Genomic DNA, 17,184 nt, shown 5'->3' on the forward strand with positions numbered 1-17,184 from the left:
TGCCCTGCTTTTTGCTGAATTTTAGAGTTGAGACATCACGGCTTTTGCGGCAGCGATCGTGCGATCGACATCCTCATCGGTATGAGCCAGCGAGGTGAATCCGGCTTCAAACTGAGACGGGGCGAGGTAAATTCCTTGCTCTAGCATGGCGCGATGAAACCGCCCAAACTTAGCTAAATCACACTTCTTAGCGTCTTCATAGTTATGAACCGGTCCTTCGGTGAAGAAGAAGCCGAACATTCCACTGATCGAACCGCCACACGCGGCATGACCTGTGTCTTTAGCGGCTTGAAGAAGTCCGTTGACTAAGCGGGTGGTGACGCGATCGAGCTGCTCATACGTCCCCGGCTGGCGCAATAGTTCCAATGTTTTGATTCCTGCCGCCATCGCGAGAGGGTTGCCAGACAGCGTTCCTGCTTGATACATCGGACCTGCGGGAGCAACCATTGCCATAATGTCTCTGCGTCCGCCATAAGCGCCGACGGGCAACCCGCCCCCAATCACTTTTCCTAACGTCGTCAAATCGGGCGTGATGCCAAACTTCTCTTGTGCGCCACCGTAGGCGATGCGGAATCCGGTCATCACTTCGTCAAAGATCAGCAGCGCATCATTTTCGCGAGTCAATTCTCGCAGACCTGCCAAAAAGCCACTATCGGGAGGAATAAAGCCCGCGTTGCCGACTACAGGTTCTAAAATTACGCCTGCAATCTCACCAGGATTAGCTGCAAACAGAGCTTTCACTGCTTCCAAATCATTAAAAGGCGCAGTCAGCGTGTTGTTGGTCGTCGATTTAGGAACACCCGGAGAATCAGGTAAGCCGAGCGTCGCCACTCCAGAACCCGCTTTCACGAGAAACATATCGGCGTGACCGTGATAGCAGCCCTCAAATTTGATCATTTTCTCACGTCCGGTAAACGCTCGCATCAGCCGCAAGACCGACATACAAGCCTCAGTTCCCGAATTGACGAATCGCACCATTTCCACACTGGGAACGGCATCAATGACCATTTCAGCCAAGACATTTTCTAGGGCATTTGGAGCGCCGAAACTGGTGCCCTTTTCTAACGTTTCGTGAAGCGTTTTTAACACTTCGGGGTGCGCGTGACCGCAGATTGCCGGACCCCAAGAGCCGATGTAGTCAATATATCGGTTGCCATCGACATCCCACGCGTATGCGCCTTTGACGTGATCGAACACGATCGGCTGTCCGCCCACCGACTTAAACGCGCGCACCGGGGAACTCACTCCACCCGGCATCAGCGTTTGGGCAGCAGCAAAGATTTCTTCTGATTTTGTCGTTCTCAATGTGCCTGTGATCAAAGTTTTCTCCTTAAATCTCTCGATCGCTCTGCAATAGTCTTGGGCAACACTCCCTGAGTCTTATCACCAAAGATATTCCTCAAGGTAGGCAGATTTCTGAATGCAAGCAAGCCATACTAACTAATTATCTCACTTACCGGAGGCGGCTAGAATGTCGTACCAAAACAATCAGGAGTTGCCTGCGAGTATTCGCACTCAGCTTTCTGAAACAGCTCAACACTTTTATAGCGTAGCGTTTAACTCGGCTCTTCAGTGGTATGGCGACGAGACAAAAGCGCATCAAATCGCCTGGAGCGCGGTTAGAAATCAAGCGGTAAGCTTGAATAGCGGGATTTCCTCAGAACCCTGTCTTGCGGTTGTCGAAGTGGGTTGATTTCTTGATTTTTTAGTTCGGTCTTTAAATTGTAAATTTTTGAGGCATTTGCCTCGCGGTTGATTGAGGAGAGCTTTCAAATTAGTTGAAGCAAAAAATATGGGAGTGCGATTTTGCTGAAGAGCGATCGTGCTCCTATTTTGCATGAATGTCTCAACCTGTAGCAAGAGTTTTTGATCGGATACACTTTGAAAGAACTCAACCAGGAGATATGTTCTGTCGTACATTATCGTAGTCATTCGCAATGACCAGGGAGTAAGTATGTCCTCGATCTCAGGACAACCGATCGTTGTACTGCTAACTTCAGACGGACAAGTTATTGATCAACAGCCCGTTAGAATCACTGTCGCCGATGCAATTTTCTCAAATTTGCCAGCAGGTCGTTACACTGTGATTGCGCGCCACCCTTCCCTCAATCCTACAGAAGCACGCCAGGATATTCTACTGGCAGATAACACGATGCTTGGCATAAAGTATTTCTACACTGAGGTTGAGAGGCAACTGTTAAAAACAGAAATATTAGAGAGGCGATTAGATGTCTGAACTGAAACGACACGCTGTTGATCCTGAGTCAATTGAGGCTTATCGAATTCGAGTCTTGTTTCACTGCGAGGAGTTGCATCGGGAGAAACACGCCGCTACTCGCGCAATGATCGCTCTCTATCTAGCAGAAGCCGCAGCAACCCTAGCTCGGCTGGAGGTAGAAGAGGCACAAAAGACTGCCGCGATTGGGGCTTCACCCATTTAGCGATTAGTCATCTGTCAAACTCGCTCTCGGTGTCAGCATCTTCGGATTCATAACCATATTCGGAAAGGAATAGCTCTATTCCTAGATCGTTCATAATCCGCACCATTTCCGTATTTATGACTGCACCTCCCCCAGAGGCATCCCTGCGCGTCACAAAGCCTATATCGGCGACGTAGCTTCCCTTCTCGATTTTTCCTTCAATCTGTTTCAACCAATCTGATAAGTAGTCAACCTGCTCTGCAATATTCCAATTTTGGTCGCACAGCCATGCAATTCCCTCTCTCGGTCTCGATTCATCCATAGAATAAAAACTTATTGGCATCTGTTCTTCTCCAACTGCATCAGCAGTGTGCCTCATCAGCCAATGGTAAACTGTAATCCGCCCAATGATTAGCCTCTCGTTGCCATGTCAGCCTTCCAATCTCTTTCCGCGCAGTCTATTCCTGTTGAGAAAATTCAGTATGACGATCGGGGATTAGTGCCCGCGATCGTGCAAGATTATCTCGATGGCACCGTCTTGATGATGGCGTGGATGAATCAAGAATCGCTGCAAAAAACCTTGGAGACAGGCGAAACCTGGTTTTGGAGTCGATCTCGTCAAGCTTTTTGGAACAAAGGGGCAACCTCAGGACACATTCAAAACGTCAAAGCGATTCGATACGACTGTGATAGCGATGCCTTGCTCGTCACTGTCGAGCAGATTGGAGATGTGGCTTGTCACACCGGAGAGCGCAGTTGTTTCCATCAAGTCGATGGCGGCGTGACTCCTCCCCCGGCTGATACGCTGTCGCAGGTATTTAGTGTGATCTGCGATCGTCGCGACAATCCCAGCGAAGGCTCTTACACTCGCAAACTTTTGGATGGCGGTGATAACAAGATTCTTAAAAAGATTGGCGAAGAAGCGGCTGAAGTCGTGATGGCGTGCAAGGACGATGATGCCGACGCGATCGCCGGAGAAGCTGCCGATTTGCTTTATCACACGCTGGTGGCGATCGCCCACCACAACGTTGACATCAAAGCCGTCTATCGCAAACTGCAAGAGCGCAGAAAATAGATTAACTAACGGTTAAAACTTGCTCGGCAGTGAGATTGAGATTAGGGAACGTCATGGAGAGGATGCGATCGTATCCCACAAATTCTGTCTCTTCATACACCCCATCTACCAATATCAGAACGGTAACTCTTTGGGCGGCTTCTTGAAGATCGACAATCCAATATTCTGGAATGCCTATACTTTGGTATTCACGCGATTTTTGCTCGTAATCTCGTTTACGGTTTTGTTCACCAGGACTCACGACCTCAACTATAAATAACGGCGGAACCGTCAAAATCGCGACTCCATCTGGGTCGGTGACGGTTTCTCCCTCAAAAACCACAACATCGGGCAAGCGAACAGTAATCTTAGTTTTTCCTCTGGTCTGCACTCCAACTTCGCCATTTCGGGCAGTTTCCCATCTCAGGGAAGTTTTGATAATTTCTTGTCGAAGCATTTCTTCTAGACATCGACTAATTCTGCGGTGCCGATGAGTTGCTGGAGTCATTTGAAGCAGTTCCCCATCGACAAACTCATATCGATCGTCAGTGCCATCGTCATAGGTCAGTCAGATAGTCATCAAAGCTTAGTTTGACAGAAGCTTGAGTCATGATTAGGGATGAGAGACGCGGATGCTGCTCTTATAGTAACGACTGTGGATTCTTTACTTTCGAGTCAGCTTCAGTTTTTGCTTGATGATCAGCCAGAAGAACGGCAAATCATCTACGAGATAGCGTTTCCAGAGGCGAATAGGTTCACACCACAGGCGGTAGAGCCACTCGATGCCCAAGTCGCTCATCCACTCCGGCGATCGGGGTTTGTTTCCGGCTTCAAAGTCGATCGAGGCGCCGACCGCCATAAAAATGTCAATTTTTGGAAGCTGGTTTTTGTAGTTAAAAATCCAGATTTCTTGTTTGGGCGCACCAACCCCAACCACTAAAACCGTTGCGGGAGAATCATTGATCATCTGCACGATCGCTTGACATTCTACCTCATCTTTCTCAAACCCAAACGAGGGAGAATGCGCCTCGACGATGATGTTTCGTCCGGTTTTGCGGTTGATACGATCGCGCGCTCTATCCGCGATGCCTTCTGCACCACCCAACAAAAAGATCTTGATTTTTTCGTTGACTCTGTGGTGGTCACAAAACACCGGAAAAAGCTCAGAGCCAGAGATTTTGGCTTGAAGGGGTGAGCCTAAAAACTTGGAGGCATAGAGAACGATCTGACTGTCGCAAATTTTGTAGTCTGCGACTTCATAGGCTTGTTTAAAAGTTGGGTCATATTGCAGCTTCATCAAATGATCGACATTGGGAGTGAAGACAACCCCTTTTGTGAGCTGATCGAGCAACTCCTTTCGCGATAAATTGTCGATCTGAACGTTGAGAACTTCGACTTTTTCGCGAAGTAACGTACGGTTTTCAAGCGTGATTTCGTTGGCAGTTGAGGCGAGAACGGCTTTTCTGAAATCTCGATAAAGCTGTTGAACCTCTTCTTTCCTGACAATTCTTGGAGTTTCTTGAGACATGGTGATCCGATTTCAGGGTATCGGATGCGACTCTTCTCGATCGAAAGACGCACCTCTAAGACAAAGGGCGCATAGCAAACCGTAGTGGCTACACAGTCCTCTGGTCATAGAGTTCCCAATCTAAATATCAATTTTAGAATTGAGATCAAATTAGGGCGACAAGTGATTAAATTTCTATGATTACAGGACGATTGCTTACAAAACTTTCGCTCTCAGCCACGCGATCGGCAGCGACACAATCTTCTTGGGCTTTGACACGTAAGCCCGTTGCCGGAAATTATCGTAGCCATTGCGCTCGATCACTTCTAAAATTTGGCTATAGAGCATCAGCGCAGACCAGACAGGCCATCGAGCATCTTCGCTCAAGGCACCGATGCCGCTTTCTGCCAGCGCATAAAACTTGCGCGCTCGTTGAATTTGAAACGACATTAACGCCCGCCAGCGATCGTCTACGACTCCTTTAAGCAAATCGTCTTCAGTGTAGTCAAAGAGCGCCAAATCTTCTAACGGCAGATAGATGCGACCGCGACGGGCATCTTCGCCAACATCGCGGAGAATATTGGTGAGTTGATTAGCGATGCCAAGCGCAATCGCTTGCTCGATCGGGTCATTGGTTTTGGGCTGATCCCACGGAGCAGTAGATAATCTCTCGTCTCTGCCCATCACTGTAGTGGACATCAACCCCACAGTTCCCGCCACGCGATAGCAATAGAGCCATAGCTCGTCAAATGTCTGATAGCGACTGCGATACAAGTCCATTCGCTGCCCAGCGATCATGTCTCGAAACGGTTCGATATCGAGCGAAAACCGCTCTAATGCATTGACGAGGGCAACATCGTAGTGGTCGTGAGGATGCCCCGCAAAAAGCGCCTCTAGTCGCCGCTCCCACTGATCTAGCGTCTCGTTGGTGGTCAGACTGGCGTTCGGTCCATCGACAAGTTCATCAGTGCGACGACACCACACGTAGATCGCCCAGATTGCCCGACGTTTCTCAGCAGACATCAGCAGCGTTCCGAGGTAGAACGTCTTAGAATAGTTTGCTGTGATTTGGCGGCACTGTTCATAGGCTTCTTCTACGGAAGCCAGGGTTCTTACGCAGGAGGTAGTTGGTTCGGGCAGTTGCAGCATTCTGTTGCAGTCTGGAGGGTTGACAAAGCGCTACTCGCTAGGGGGTCGATACTAACCTGCGCGGCTCTTTAGAAGAGACCGCGAGAGATGAATGGTTTTCGATCGCTTGCGCTGTCAGCTTACCAGAAAGTACGGCACCTTCCATACTGCCAAGATATCGCTGCATTGTATAGCTACCCGAAAGGAAGAAGTTTTGAATTGGGGTTGTTTGATCAGGGCGGAATGCCTGTCGCCCTGGGGACGCAGTGTAGACTGATCGAGGAGTCTTGACCACCTTATATTTTCGCAGTGTGACCGGGTCGTCGATTTTGAAGTGTTGAGGAAAAAGTTTCTCGATCTCAATCAGGGTTGCTGCAATAATCTCTTCGTCGGATTTATCGATCCAATCTTTGGCAGGGGCGAGCACGAGTTCTAGCATTGAGCGATCGGGGTCTTCATATTCTTTGCACGTCACGCTCATATCTGCATAGACGCTTAGGAGATCCGATCGCGAGAATAACAGTTGGTCGATATCAGTGAGCTTGCGATCGAACCACAAATGAAGGTTGATCACGGGCACTCCTTCTAAGCCATCGAGCTTTTTGAAGAAATCCATTGATTTCCAGGTTTCGGGTCTGAGAACTTTCATCACATCGACCGACATGGCTGAAACGTAAGCATCGGCGGTAATCACCTCGTCAGATGCGCCATCAATACCCCGAATCGCAAATCCCCGAACCGTGTTATCTGCGTTGAGAAGAATTTCTTTGAGCGGCTTTTTAAGCTGCACTTCTCCTCCCCGGTCTGTAATATAGTCCACGATCGGTTGACACAAACGCTCGGTCGGTGAACCATCTAAAAAGGCGATTTTAGAGCCGTAACGCTCTTGCAGAAAGCGGTTAAGCGCAGTTAAGAGAATCGTAGAAGACACTTGATCGGGGTTGATGAATGTCAACGCTTTCGTCGCTGCAATAAAAATATCGCTGTTGACCTTCTCATCAATGCCCTGCCGCTCTAGCCATTCTAGAAAGCTGTATTGATCCATGTCTTCGACATATTTTTGACCCCGGATGATCGCAGGCAGAAGCCCCCACGCAAACCGAATCTTTTGCTCCCAGGTCAACATATCGTTGTTGCGAATGATTGACGCGATCACATTAAAGGGCGCAGGAATGTCAGGCACATCAAAGCGGGACAAAACTCCAGGCTTTTCGGGTTGGTTAAAGATCAGCGTGTGCTGTTTCCACTGAAGACGATCGGAGATGCCTAACTCTGCCATCAGTTGCAGCATATTGGGATAGGCACCAAAAAATGCGTGCAATCCCGTCTCATACCAGTCTCCGTCTTCGTCTTTCCAAGCAGCCACCAAGCCACCCAAAACATCCCGACTTTCTAGGACGATCGGGGTATGCCCTGCATCGACTAAATATTTAGCGCAGGATAACCCCGCTAACCCGCCTCCGGCGATTGCAACTCGCATGTCTTCTCTCAAGGAATGATTACAACGTCAACTCGTTCTCATTATACGTTGCAAACCGTTACATTTTGGGAATGCCTCAAAGGATTCTTGTATCGGGCAAACTGTAAGGAGAGAAATGAGAATTAATAAGTACTTCACAATTCTCTACATCATTTGACCTAGAAGAAGCCATTACGCGTCTTAGTCCATCTATAAGATTGGGAAAGATTTGATAAATTGTTGCATCAACTAGGGTTGAAATTTCCATTAATGAAAATTCTCAAATAACTTCTGTACAGAGCGTTTTAAATCATGTAGGATACAAGCGTTTATAGCTCCGTAATGTTGAGATTAGTGTTGTCAATAGTGTTGCAACCATTTACTATCTATCCCATATCAGCGTTGCAGTCCTAATTAGCGTTGAGTGCTCCTCCCTTCCGGCTTCTCACGTCAATCTTTAAACCCTTTTCCTGGCTTGGTTTAGAGCCGACTGAGAACGCACGTCTTCCTATCTAAGAAAACTATGGAGGTTAGACATCGATTTTTGCGGGAAGTCTAGATGATTATGAACTGTTTTCTGTTTTCGCTTAGGTCTCCAGACCTCTTGTAGAAACGTTTCCCTGGCGCTGATCTCGACTGTCCAGATAGCAAAATTTTACTTGCCAGCCAAACGCTAATAGCGTTTGGCGAAGATTCCAGCATTCCTCATTCTGAGAGCTTACTGACCCAAAGACTCGGCTAAAGGGTTCTTCTCAACTCTTAGAGGAAAAAACATAGTGTTAGACTCTACTCTCGTCACCCAAGCAAGTGCTGTGGGTGTGAGCGCTGATGCACTTGCTCCGCAAGCTTCCTCCGGAATCACCAACAGTACTAGCTCGATATTTCCAGAGATTACTTCAACGTCTGCGGCGACTGCTTCTCCATTAGGGACGATAGGATTATCTGCTCAATACTTCAATAACAAAGATCTTGCAACTCCGATTCTGACTCGAACCGATGCCACCGTAGACTTTGACTGGGGGAAAGGCTCGCCAGATGGAGCGATCGCCGCCGACAATTTTTCAGCACGCTGGACTGGACAAATTTTGCCCACTCAGTCAGAAGCATACACGTTCTATACCCATTCAGATGATGGGGTCAAACTGTGGGTCAACGGGCAACTTCTAATCGATCACTGGGCACCTCATGCAGTGACTGAAGACAGTGGCGTGATTAATTTAGTTGCTGGGCAGAAGGTTGATATTCAGCTTGATTATTATGAGCAAGGCGGCTATGCAGTCGCTCAACTGCTGTGGTCTAACCCCACTCAAGTCAAAGAAGTCGTGCCTCAAAGCCAGCTTTTCGTGGGCGATCGAGTCGCTCGAAGTCAGTCTGCCGACTTCACGAATGCGGTAGATTGGGGCAGTCTTGGAACCAATGAGACCAGAGATAGCGTCAGCCCAACTAATCTGAGTGACTATTACCGCTTTAGCGTAAACGCGCCCAGTCATTTAACCTTAAACTTGAGTGAGCTAACCGCCAATGCTAATCTCAACGTGTTGGATAGTCAGGGCAACGTGCTCAACTCTTCAACCCACGACGGAACGATGCTAGAAACGATCGATGCCCTGCTCAATGCTGGGACCTATTATCTTCAGGTGTATACAAGCGCCGATGTGCAGACTAACTATTTGCTAACGGCGATCGGGCAATCGCTGACTGAGCAGGCAAAAAGTGCTGACTCGTTTGTAGACTCGATCGGGGTCGCAACGCATCTGCGCTACACCGACACCAGCTATGGGCGCTATGACGATGTTGTAGAACCCAGACTGCGAGAGCTAGGAATCCGTAATATCCGCGATGGGGGCAACGATGCTGCCATGTTTGAGAAGCTAAATCGACTGGCAAATCTTGGGATTCGATCGACGCTCGTCATGGACCCGCGAGATGGAATCACCCCCGACAATGCAGTTGAGTTGCTCAAAAAAGTGTTGCCGTCTGTGAGGGCGATCGAAGGTCCAAATGAGTGGGATGTCAACTCGATGCTGACCTATAAAGGCAAGTCTTTTCCCGATGGGGTTGTTGACTATCAGACAGACTTATATAAAGCGGTGAAAGGCGATGCGGCTACGTCGTTTGTGTCGGTGTTAGCGCCTTCAATGGCGTTTCCTGAAAATGGCTCTCGCATGGGGTCGCTGCAATCGGTGGTAGATGGCGGCAATATGCACAGCTATGCGGGGGGCAACCAACCGGATCAAGACCTCGACACCAAATGGATTCCTAACACGAAAAAAGTGTCGGGAGATCGAGCGATCGTGGCAACTGAGACAGGCTGGCACAATGCAGTCAATGATCCGAATGCGAGTCAAAAAGGTGTCTCAGAGGAAGTGTCTTCAAAATACATTCCTCGACTGTTTTTAGAGTATTTCAACCGAGGGGTGACGCGCACATTCTTATATGAACTGATGGACGAGCGGGCACAATCTGATATGGAGAACAATTTTGGCTTAATTCGAGCGGATGGCACTCCAAAGCCTACGTTCTATGCGTTGAAAAACTTGATTGGGTTGCTGCAAGATCCGCAAGGCAGTTCTGCATCTGGTTCGTTGAGTTATTATCTGACGGGCAACACTAAAGACGTTCGGCATACACTGTTAAAGAAGAATAATGGCGATCTCTATTTAGTGATGTGGTTAGATGTGACGAGCACCGATGCAGCGGTGAGTCAGAAAGTCACATTGAATTTAGTGACTCCGACTCAGCAGGCGACGACTTATTTGACAAGCCGGTCGACTGATCTGGTAAGCCAATTTACGGCTCCGACTCAAATCACACTCGATGTTCCTGATGCGCCGTTAATTGTGAAGTTGACTCTCAAAGCGACGATTTGATCAACCCGCCATAGAACTATCGGAAGCCTCCCAATGTTGGGGGGCTTTCAAATTATTTGAGCATCCGATGATGCCAACAAAATCGGCGAGACGTTCCACCGAAACATCTCTACAGCATCGGGTGAATCTATTATCTGTCGCTTTCATGGGGCGATTTTGTTGTGGGATCACTGGCGATGAATCCAGCCGTTGATAGTGAAGCGGCTATCTTGAAACGATCGAGACAGGCAACTCACAGGTAAAACTTCGTGCATGTATCGACTGAGAAAAAAGACGATGCTATTGTTTCGAGGCTCGATCGTCTTAAAAGAGTCTGCATTGACGTAATAGGTATTCTCAATTTTGCTGTCGTAAATGACTAATTCTCCGCCCAAAAAGGGTTTAGGTTCTCGATGGAAATAATAGACATAGGTTAGTTCTCTCGTTGCCGTATTTGAACTGCCATTATCGTTGTGAACTTTGTAGTATAGCCATCGCCACTTTGCTTAGGACATTTTTGGTAGTGTGCTTCGCGTGCTGCCAAAAATGTCCCTGTCCTAACCTATGTGGCGGTAGCTATAGTTGCCATCATTGTGAGCCGTTAACTGAGATTCGATATAATCAACAGAAAACGGGGGTAGTTCCAATGTTCTAAAAATATCTAGAGCAACCGATTGAATGCGATCGCGGATCAACTCCGCAAACTCAGGAAATGAATAAAGAACGCTCGATCGCCGATAATTTACTTCATCGGTCGCGGTGCTAGTCGGCACAAACTCTGCCTCTTCTGCAAACACATAATTCAGCGATCTTTTTTTATCTTCTCTCGTGAGAAAGTTGTCAATCTGTAGATAATTAGACTCTAAAATATTTAGATTCATCATCAATTAACCTAAATAGGCTTGTCTGACTCGATCGTCTTTCAATAATTCAGAAGCTTTGTTAAATAGCGTTATGCAACCTGTTTCTAAAACATAGCCACGATCGGCGATCTGCAATGCCAGATTTGCGTTTTGCTCGACTAAAAGAATGGTCACTCCTGTCTCTCGTAAATTTTGAATAATCGTGAAAATCTCACGCACGATCGTGGGTGCTAATCCTAAACTCGGTTCGTCTAACAGCAATAATTTGGGACGACTCATCAGGGCACGAGCGATCGCTAACATTTGCTGTTCACCGCCGCTCAAAGTCCCTGCTAGTTGATTTTTGCGCTCTGCCAATCGCGGAAATAATCGAAATTGTTGTTCAATGTCGGACTGGATACTGCGACGCGACGATCTGGTGTACGCTCCCAATTCTAAGTTGTCTAACACGGTCTGACGAGATAACACTCTGCGCCCTTCTGGGCTGTGGGCGATTCCTAGTTTGACGACTTCATGAGGACGACGACGCGTAATATTTTCGTGATTGTAGAGAATCTGCCCCTGATGGGCGTTAACGATGCGAGAAATCGCCCGGAGCGTCGTGCTTTTGCCAGCCCCATTTGAGCCGATCAACGTCACAACTTCGCCGGGGTAAATCGTCAGGTCAATCGCTTGGAGTGCCTGAATGCCGCCGTAGTGAACGCTGAGTCCTTGAATTTCGAGCAGTGGAATCTCTTGCATCACGTTTAATCTGTGCCCAAATAAGCTTCAATGACTGCCTGATCGGACTTTACATCGGCGGGGTTTCCGATCGCGATTAGCTGACCAAAGTTTAGAACCGCAATGCGATCGCACAAGCCCATCACGAGGGGCACATGATGCTCGATCAGCAAAATCGTCAGATTAAACTGCTGACGAATCTGACGGATAAAGTCGCTCAACTGCTGTTTTTCGTTGGGATTCATTCCGGCGGCAGGTTCGTCGAGTAAGAGAACACTGGGTTCGAGTGCCAGCGCACGGGCGATTTCTAGCCGACGCTGGTCGCCATAGGGGAAGTTGGAGGCTTTTTCGTCAGCGCGATCGCTCAAGCCGACCAATTCTAATAGCTCGAAGGCTCTCGATCGGGTTTTCTGTTCTTCGCGAGGAGCAGGAGGCAACCCCAACACGCCCGTAAACACGCCGCTTTTGGTGTGAATATGTTGAGCAATCATCACATTTTCTAACGCTGAAAGATCAGCAAACAGGCGAATATTTTGGAACGTTCTCGCAATGCCTTTTTTGGCGATTTGATGCGGACGTAGCTTAGAAATTTCGTCGCCTTGATAAAGCATTTGCCCGTTAGATGGATGAATCAGCCCCGTCACTAGGTTGAACAAGGTTGTTTTGCCTGCCCCATTTGGACCGATTAACCCAAATATCTCACCTTCGTTGACAGAGAACGAGACATTGTTGACGGCAATCAATCCGCCAAAGCGACGGGTTAACCCTCTGGCTTCTAAAACAGGAGTGCGATCGAGATTTGAAATGGAATCGGCAAGTTGAGGTTGAGGCATTGGGGCAGCGATCGTCAACAGAAAAACACTATCTCTTCAATTTCACCATTTAATCCGATGGACAGGTATTTAAACGACTAAAGTTTCATTATGTGAATAGATTGGTTTAATTTCAACGATTAGCCTGCGATCGTGAACGGCGTTTTAACAACTGAGGAGTCACTAATCCTTGTGGAAAGAAGCGGGTGCCGATGACAATTAACAATCCGAAAATAATCAAGCGACCGTCGCGCAAAAATTGTGCCAACCAAACAGGTAACCCTGGAGTATCGGCGATCGCTCTCAAGATCTCTGGCAGCGCTGTAAACACCATGCCACCTAAAACAGGTCCGAGAAAGGTTCTTGAGCCGCCGATGAGAACAAATGTTAGGTAGATGATACTGGCATCAAAGGTGCCTTGACGAGCATTCCAGGTGTTGAGAAAGTGAGCACTGATAGCACCCACCACTCCTGCTAGAATTGCGCCCAGCGTAAAGGCAAGAGCTTTGTAATAAGTGGGATTGATGCCCATTGAGTCGGCAGCAAGTTCATCTTCTCGAATAGCGATAAAGGCACGACCGACGCGAATCTTTTCTAGTCGATAAACAAACGCCATGCTAATCAGCAGCAGCGGTAAGACAATCCACAAATATTCGATCGGACTCTGAAATGGCTGCGGAATGCCAAAAATGCCGACTGCTCCGCCCGTAACGTCGAGATTGAGGGCGAGAACACGAAGGATCTCGACAAAAGCAATGGTCGCGATCGCTAAATAAATCCCGCGCAGTCGCAGTGCAGGAACGCCAACGATAACGCCTAATAAACCACAGATGATTCCCGCAATCAGCATTTCTAGTAAAAGTAGTGCAATCGGAAACGGCTCCTTAACCTGAAACACTTTTGTAGATAGAATTGCGGCAACATAACCACCCAACGCATAAAACCCAGGACTCGCTAGCGATAATTGTCCTGCCATGAGGGGCAAATAGAGTGATAATCCTAACATTGCGCCTAAGATCATCGACACAAACAGAAAACCATACGTCGAAACAAAATCATTCATCACGTCAACTCAGTTAAACTTTTTGAACCAGCGATCGACCTAATAATCCCTGTGGACGCACCAACAGCATGATGAACAGAATGCCAAACGCAACCGCATCTTTATAGGCTGAATAGTCGCCCGGAACAAAGGCTTCGACGAGTCCGATCGTGAGTCCTCCGACGACAGCACCCGGAATGCTCCCCAATCCGCCCAGCACGATTACGGCTAATCCTTTGAGTCCGAAGCCGATGCCAAAATAGGGTCCGGCGATGCTGACGCTAGAGCCAACTAGGGTTCCGGCTAATCCGCCCAGGAAGCCACTGACAAAAAACGTGAGGACAATGAAGCGATCGGGGTCAATGCCCAGTAAACTTGCCGTGGTTGGGTCTTCTGCAACGGCGCGCATTGCCTTGCCGTATTTTGTGGCGTTAATCAAATAAGTCAACAGACTGACAATTACGCCCGATACGACAAAAATCACGACTTGCACACTGCGAATTGGAATCGGATTTGCCTCTGTTCCAAAGTTGATTGCTGGGGGCAACGTGCCATAAGTGTCGGGAGGAAACGTATAAATCTCGGCACCAACTAGGTACTGAATCAGATTCACAATCACAACCGCAACGCCCAAGCTTGACACCACTGTCAGCAAAGAATCCGCTTTTTTGCGACGCAGCGGACAAAACGCTAATCGTTCGATCAAAACACTGACTAAACCTGCGGCAATGCTGCCAAAAAACAATGCTAATACAAACGGCAATCGAATTGGCAACGCTAGATTAGCCAGTAATCCATTAAATCCGAATGCGTTGCCCATTAGCATATAAGTAAAGTAGGCTCCGAGGGTAAACACTGCCCCATGAGCAAAATTGATGATGCCTAAAATTGAGAATACTAGCGTGTAGCCCAATGCAAAAATTGCGTAGATGCTTCCGATCGAGAGTCCGTTCAGCACATTTTGTAGAAATACAGTCAGATTCATAACAAATATAGGATTAGGATAGCTGAATCGCTGGAAGTAATAACAAACCTAAAATCATACTAATCAGGTTCATCGTGAGACTCAACAAACTTGCTTCTCGTAACGGGATCGCATCATTTAAGCGATAAATGAGCCAAGCCTCAAACACGACCGCAAACACTTCAGACACAGGAAGAGTGATTAGAGAAGGAATCCCATTTACTGGAGGAAGAGATTCTCCATAGCCGACCGCGATCGCTAAAAAGAACCCTATCCCTAACGCGATTGGCAATGAAATGAGCCATCCGACGAAAATATTCCGCAGCGTTTTAAGCGTGACGATCGAGCGAGTCGCCAACAGTGTGCCAAACAAACTTGCGATTCCAAGAATGATCACCCCAAACACCCGCGATGTGCTGTATTGAAACGGCTGCAATGACGGAAAGAAAAACCACACTACAGGAAACGTCAGCAAATTGATAAACGCGATCGCCACTAGCGCCTTAGCCAATTGCTGTTTGTCAAGTTTCATCCGCCACAGCCAAACTGCCGCCACCGCCAACTCGGATAATTCTGTCAGCAGTAGAGCTTTGTTAAACATCTCCCAACGGCTGGGCTTCATTAGAGTGGTATCGGGCACGATCGCCAGATCAGCCTCTCGAACAATCACCCGCAAATTTCGAGCCGAATAGCCTGCTAAGGAGTCTTGAATTCTCAAAGCAAAGCCCTCACTAATGCGAACCCGATCGCCAAACTGAGCCAGCAATTTATAATAAGGTCCCGTCGATCGCTGAGTATAAGATGGCTCTACAAAAAGACAGCGATCGCCTACACAGTCAAATCGATGAGGAGCGCTGAGAATAGGAGGAGATTTTAGACACGCCGCATCAGTGCAAATCCCGCTTTGCATCAATAAAATGGGCTGAGAACATTGTAAGGTGCGACACTCTGCTAACTGAACGCCTTGAATTGCAGTGTGAGACGATCGCCCCTCAAAATTAAACCAGGCATAAGAAGGAGGAGCGGGAGCATTTGCATAGACAGGCGTTGCCCATAGTGAAACCGCCGTGAATGCCAAAATGCCGATCAGAAACGAGCGCAGCGATCGCATCATGGTTCCCTACTTCAAAAATGCGAATTTGCCATTATTACCGCTCGCATCCATTTTGATTTGCGCCACATAAAACTCTTTTTGCACAATTTCGCCTTCAGGAGTGAATGAGATGGTTCCGATCGGGCTTTCATATTGTCCCTTAAGTAAAGTTTGATTCAGCGCAGCCCGCAATTCTGGCAGTGATTTCTGAGCCACTTTTGTCTGCTTGTCCACGGCTTTCAGCGCTTCGACATACACCTGCACTGCCGTAAACGCCTGAGCGCTAAACTGGGGTGGCTCTTTTTTGAACTGAGTTTGATAAGCCTCTCGAAACGCTTTATTTACGCCACCTGTCTGTTCGGGACTGTATGCCTGAGCAATGAGAACGCCGTCGCAGAGAGCTTTGCAAACTGAGAAGACATTGGACGTATTTAAGCCATTGCCGCCAATGATTAAGCCTTTATAACCCAACTCTCGCAACTGCCGCACCAGGTTTCCGCCATCTGCTGCCAAGCCAGAAATGATCACTAAATCGGGCTTGAGGTTAAGGGTTGAGGTTGCCTGCGTCTGAAAATCAGTGTCCGTGGTCTGAAATTTCTGCACCGTCACCAGTTCTAAATTCTGGTCTTTCACCGTTTGCTGAAACGTCTCAGTTTCAGACTTGCTAAACGCATCATTTTGAGCAAACAACACCGCCACTCGCTTAATTTGCGGATTGATTTTGAGCGCCGCCTTAACCGCATTTGGCGCAACCACCGCCACCGGAGCCGACACCCGTGCGATAAAATTACCAATCTGCGGAATGCCCTTTGCTGTATTCGACGGAGCCAGCACCGGAACCTTAGCGCGATCGGCGATCGGGTCTGCCCCAAATGCCTGCTGCGAGAGCGTCGGTCCCACAATTCCCACCACTTTGTCTTTTGTAATCAGCGTTTGAAACGCATTAATCGCTCCCGCCTCGTCTCCTGCCGTATCTTGAAACACCAGACGAATCGGCGTACCATTCACGCCGCCGTTGTCGTTGAAATATTTTTCAGCAATTTTTGCCCCCGCCACTTGCTCTTGACCCAACAGCGCGACATTACTGGTTTGCGCTACCGCGATTCCGATCGGAATAGCACCCGACACCCCGCCCGTAGATTGGGACGAATTAGTCGTGCTCGATTGGCAAGCAGACAGCAAAGCAAATATCATGAATAACGTCGATCGAAGAGTCAGTGTCATAAAATCAAGCGGGTAGTTTGCAGCGGGTGGGCACCCTAACAGTTGATTT

General features: G+C 48.1%; 18 protein-coding genes and 1 pseudogene. 5 read left to right on the forward strand and 14 right to left on the reverse strand.

The window, feature by feature from the left end; translation table 11 throughout:
• Positions 1–21: 21 nt before the first annotated feature.
• Positions 22–1,320 carry a glutamate-1-semialdehyde 2,1-aminomutase gene (hemL, locus tag A8707_RS04370; RefSeq protein WP_068815488.1) on the reverse strand — a complete coding sequence of 433 codons (1,299 nt, stop codon included), beginning with the start codon at positions 1,318–1,320 and terminating at the stop codon, positions 22–24.
• A 151-nt stretch (positions 1,321–1,471) separates the two neighbouring features.
• Here hemL and A8707_RS04375 point away from each other — a divergent pair, with 151 nt between their 5' ends.
• The 3 genes from A8707_RS04375 to A8707_RS04385 all read left to right on the forward strand — a co-directional run bounded on the left by A8707_RS04375 (position 1,472) and on the right by A8707_RS04385 (position 2,441).
• Positions 1,472–1,693: a ChaB family protein gene (locus A8707_RS04375; protein ID WP_068815491.1), complete on the forward strand. Its 222-nt coding sequence runs from the start codon at positions 1,472–1,474 to the stop codon at positions 1,691–1,693.
• Positions 1,694–1,954: 261 nt separating this feature from the next.
• Positions 1,955–2,236 carry a hypothetical protein gene (locus tag A8707_RS04380; RefSeq protein WP_068815493.1) on the forward strand — a complete coding sequence of 94 codons (282 nt, stop codon included), beginning with the start codon at positions 1,955–1,957 and terminating at the stop codon, positions 2,234–2,236.
• Positions 2,229–2,441: a hypothetical protein gene (locus A8707_RS04385; RefSeq protein ID WP_068815496.1), complete on the forward strand. Its 213-nt coding sequence runs from the start codon at positions 2,229–2,231 to the stop codon at positions 2,439–2,441. The genes A8707_RS04380 and A8707_RS04385 overlap by 8 nt, the downstream gene beginning before the upstream one ends.
• Before the next feature lie 7 nt (positions 2,442–2,448).
• On the opposite strand, the gene A8707_RS04390 is transcribed toward A8707_RS04385, so the two are convergent.
• Positions 2,449–2,799, reverse strand: a complete 351-nt coding sequence (locus tag A8707_RS04390; protein ID WP_156518355.1) for a hypothetical protein — start codon at positions 2,797–2,799, stop codon at positions 2,449–2,451.
• A gap of 48 nt (positions 2,800–2,847) precedes the next feature.
• Between A8707_RS04390 and hisIE the strand changes: the two genes are divergently transcribed.
• Positions 2,848–3,495, forward strand: a complete 648-nt coding sequence (gene hisIE / locus A8707_RS04395; protein WP_068815500.1) for a bifunctional phosphoribosyl-AMP cyclohydrolase/phosphoribosyl-ATP diphosphatase HisIE — start codon at positions 2,848–2,850, stop codon at positions 3,493–3,495.
• A gap of 1 nt (position 3,496) precedes the next feature.
• Here hisIE and A8707_RS04400 read toward each other — a convergent pair whose 3' ends face one another.
• From A8707_RS04400 to pds, 4 genes are all read right to left on the reverse strand, one after another.
• Positions 3,497–4,042: a Uma2 family endonuclease gene (locus tag A8707_RS04400; RefSeq protein ID WP_082906221.1), complete on the reverse strand. Its 546-nt coding sequence runs from the start codon at positions 4,040–4,042 to the stop codon at positions 3,497–3,499.
• Positions 4,043–4,138: 96 nt separating this feature from the next.
• Complete coding sequence (locus A8707_RS04405) at positions 4,139–5,002, reverse strand: WecB/TagA/CpsF family glycosyltransferase (RefSeq protein WP_068815501.1); 864 nt, start codon at positions 5,000–5,002, stop codon at positions 4,139–4,141.
• 195 nt (positions 5,003–5,197) lie between these two features.
• On the reverse strand, positions 5,198–6,130 hold the full coding sequence (crtB, locus tag A8707_RS04410) for a 15-cis-phytoene synthase CrtB (RefSeq protein ID WP_068815503.1): 933 nt from the start codon (positions 6,128–6,130) through the stop codon (positions 5,198–5,200).
• A 37-nt stretch (positions 6,131–6,167) separates the two neighbouring features.
• The gene (gene pds, locus A8707_RS04415) at positions 6,168–7,589 is read right to left on the reverse strand and encodes a 15-cis-phytoene desaturase (protein ID WP_068815505.1); all 1,422 of its coding nucleotides are present in this window, start codon (positions 7,587–7,589) and stop codon (positions 6,168–6,170) included.
• Between the two features lie 755 nt (positions 7,590–8,344).
• Between pds and A8707_RS04420 the strand changes: the two genes are divergently transcribed.
• Positions 8,345–10,438, forward strand: coding sequence for a PA14 domain-containing protein (locus A8707_RS04420; RefSeq protein WP_068815506.1), 2,094 nt, complete (start codon positions 8,345–8,347; stop codon positions 10,436–10,438).
• Positions 10,439–10,605: 167 nt separating this feature from the next.
• On the opposite strand, the pseudogene A8707_RS28890 reads toward A8707_RS04420, so the two are convergent.
• The 8 genes and pseudogenes from A8707_RS28890 to A8707_RS04460 all read right to left on the reverse strand — a co-directional run.
• Positions 10,606–10,893, reverse strand: a pseudogene (locus A8707_RS28890) (2OG-Fe(II) oxygenase); the annotation flags it as partial.
• Between the two features lie 81 nt (positions 10,894–10,974).
• Positions 10,975–11,301 carry a hypothetical protein gene (locus A8707_RS28895; RefSeq protein ID WP_197484611.1) on the reverse strand — a complete coding sequence of 109 codons (327 nt, stop codon included), beginning with the start codon at positions 11,299–11,301 and terminating at the stop codon, positions 10,975–10,977.
• Between the two features lie 3 nt (positions 11,302–11,304).
• On the reverse strand, positions 11,305–12,021 hold the full coding sequence (locus A8707_RS04435; protein ID WP_068815512.1) for an ABC transporter ATP-binding protein: 717 nt from the start codon (positions 12,019–12,021) through the stop codon (positions 11,305–11,307).
• A 5-nt stretch (positions 12,022–12,026) separates the two neighbouring features.
• Positions 12,027–12,833, reverse strand: a complete 807-nt coding sequence (locus tag A8707_RS04440) for an ABC transporter ATP-binding protein (protein ID WP_068815514.1) — start codon at positions 12,831–12,833, stop codon at positions 12,027–12,029.
• A gap of 112 nt (positions 12,834–12,945) precedes the next feature.
• Positions 12,946–13,875, reverse strand: a complete 930-nt coding sequence (locus tag A8707_RS04445; RefSeq protein WP_068815516.1) for a branched-chain amino acid ABC transporter permease — start codon at positions 13,873–13,875, stop codon at positions 12,946–12,948.
• 13 nt (positions 13,876–13,888) lie between these two features.
• Positions 13,889–14,839, reverse strand: a complete 951-nt coding sequence (locus A8707_RS04450) for a branched-chain amino acid ABC transporter permease (protein ID WP_068815518.1) — start codon at positions 14,837–14,839, stop codon at positions 13,889–13,891.
• Between the two features lie 13 nt (positions 14,840–14,852).
• The gene (locus A8707_RS04455) at positions 14,853–15,932 is read right to left on the reverse strand and encodes a hypothetical protein (RefSeq protein WP_068815520.1); all 1,080 of its coding nucleotides are present in this window, start codon (positions 15,930–15,932) and stop codon (positions 14,853–14,855) included.
• Positions 15,933–15,938: 6 nt separating this feature from the next.
• On the reverse strand, positions 15,939–17,135 hold the full coding sequence (locus A8707_RS04460) for an ABC transporter substrate-binding protein (RefSeq protein ID WP_068815521.1): 1,197 nt from the start codon (positions 17,133–17,135) through the stop codon (positions 15,939–15,941).
• Positions 17,136–17,184: the final 49 nt, after the last annotated feature.

Origin of the sequence: Phormidesmis priestleyi BC1401 (assembly GCF_001650195.1) — a bacterium.
Taxonomy (GTDB): domain Bacteria; phylum Cyanobacteriota; class Cyanobacteriia; order Leptolyngbyales; family Leptolyngbyaceae; genus Phormidesmis_A; species Phormidesmis_A priestleyi_B.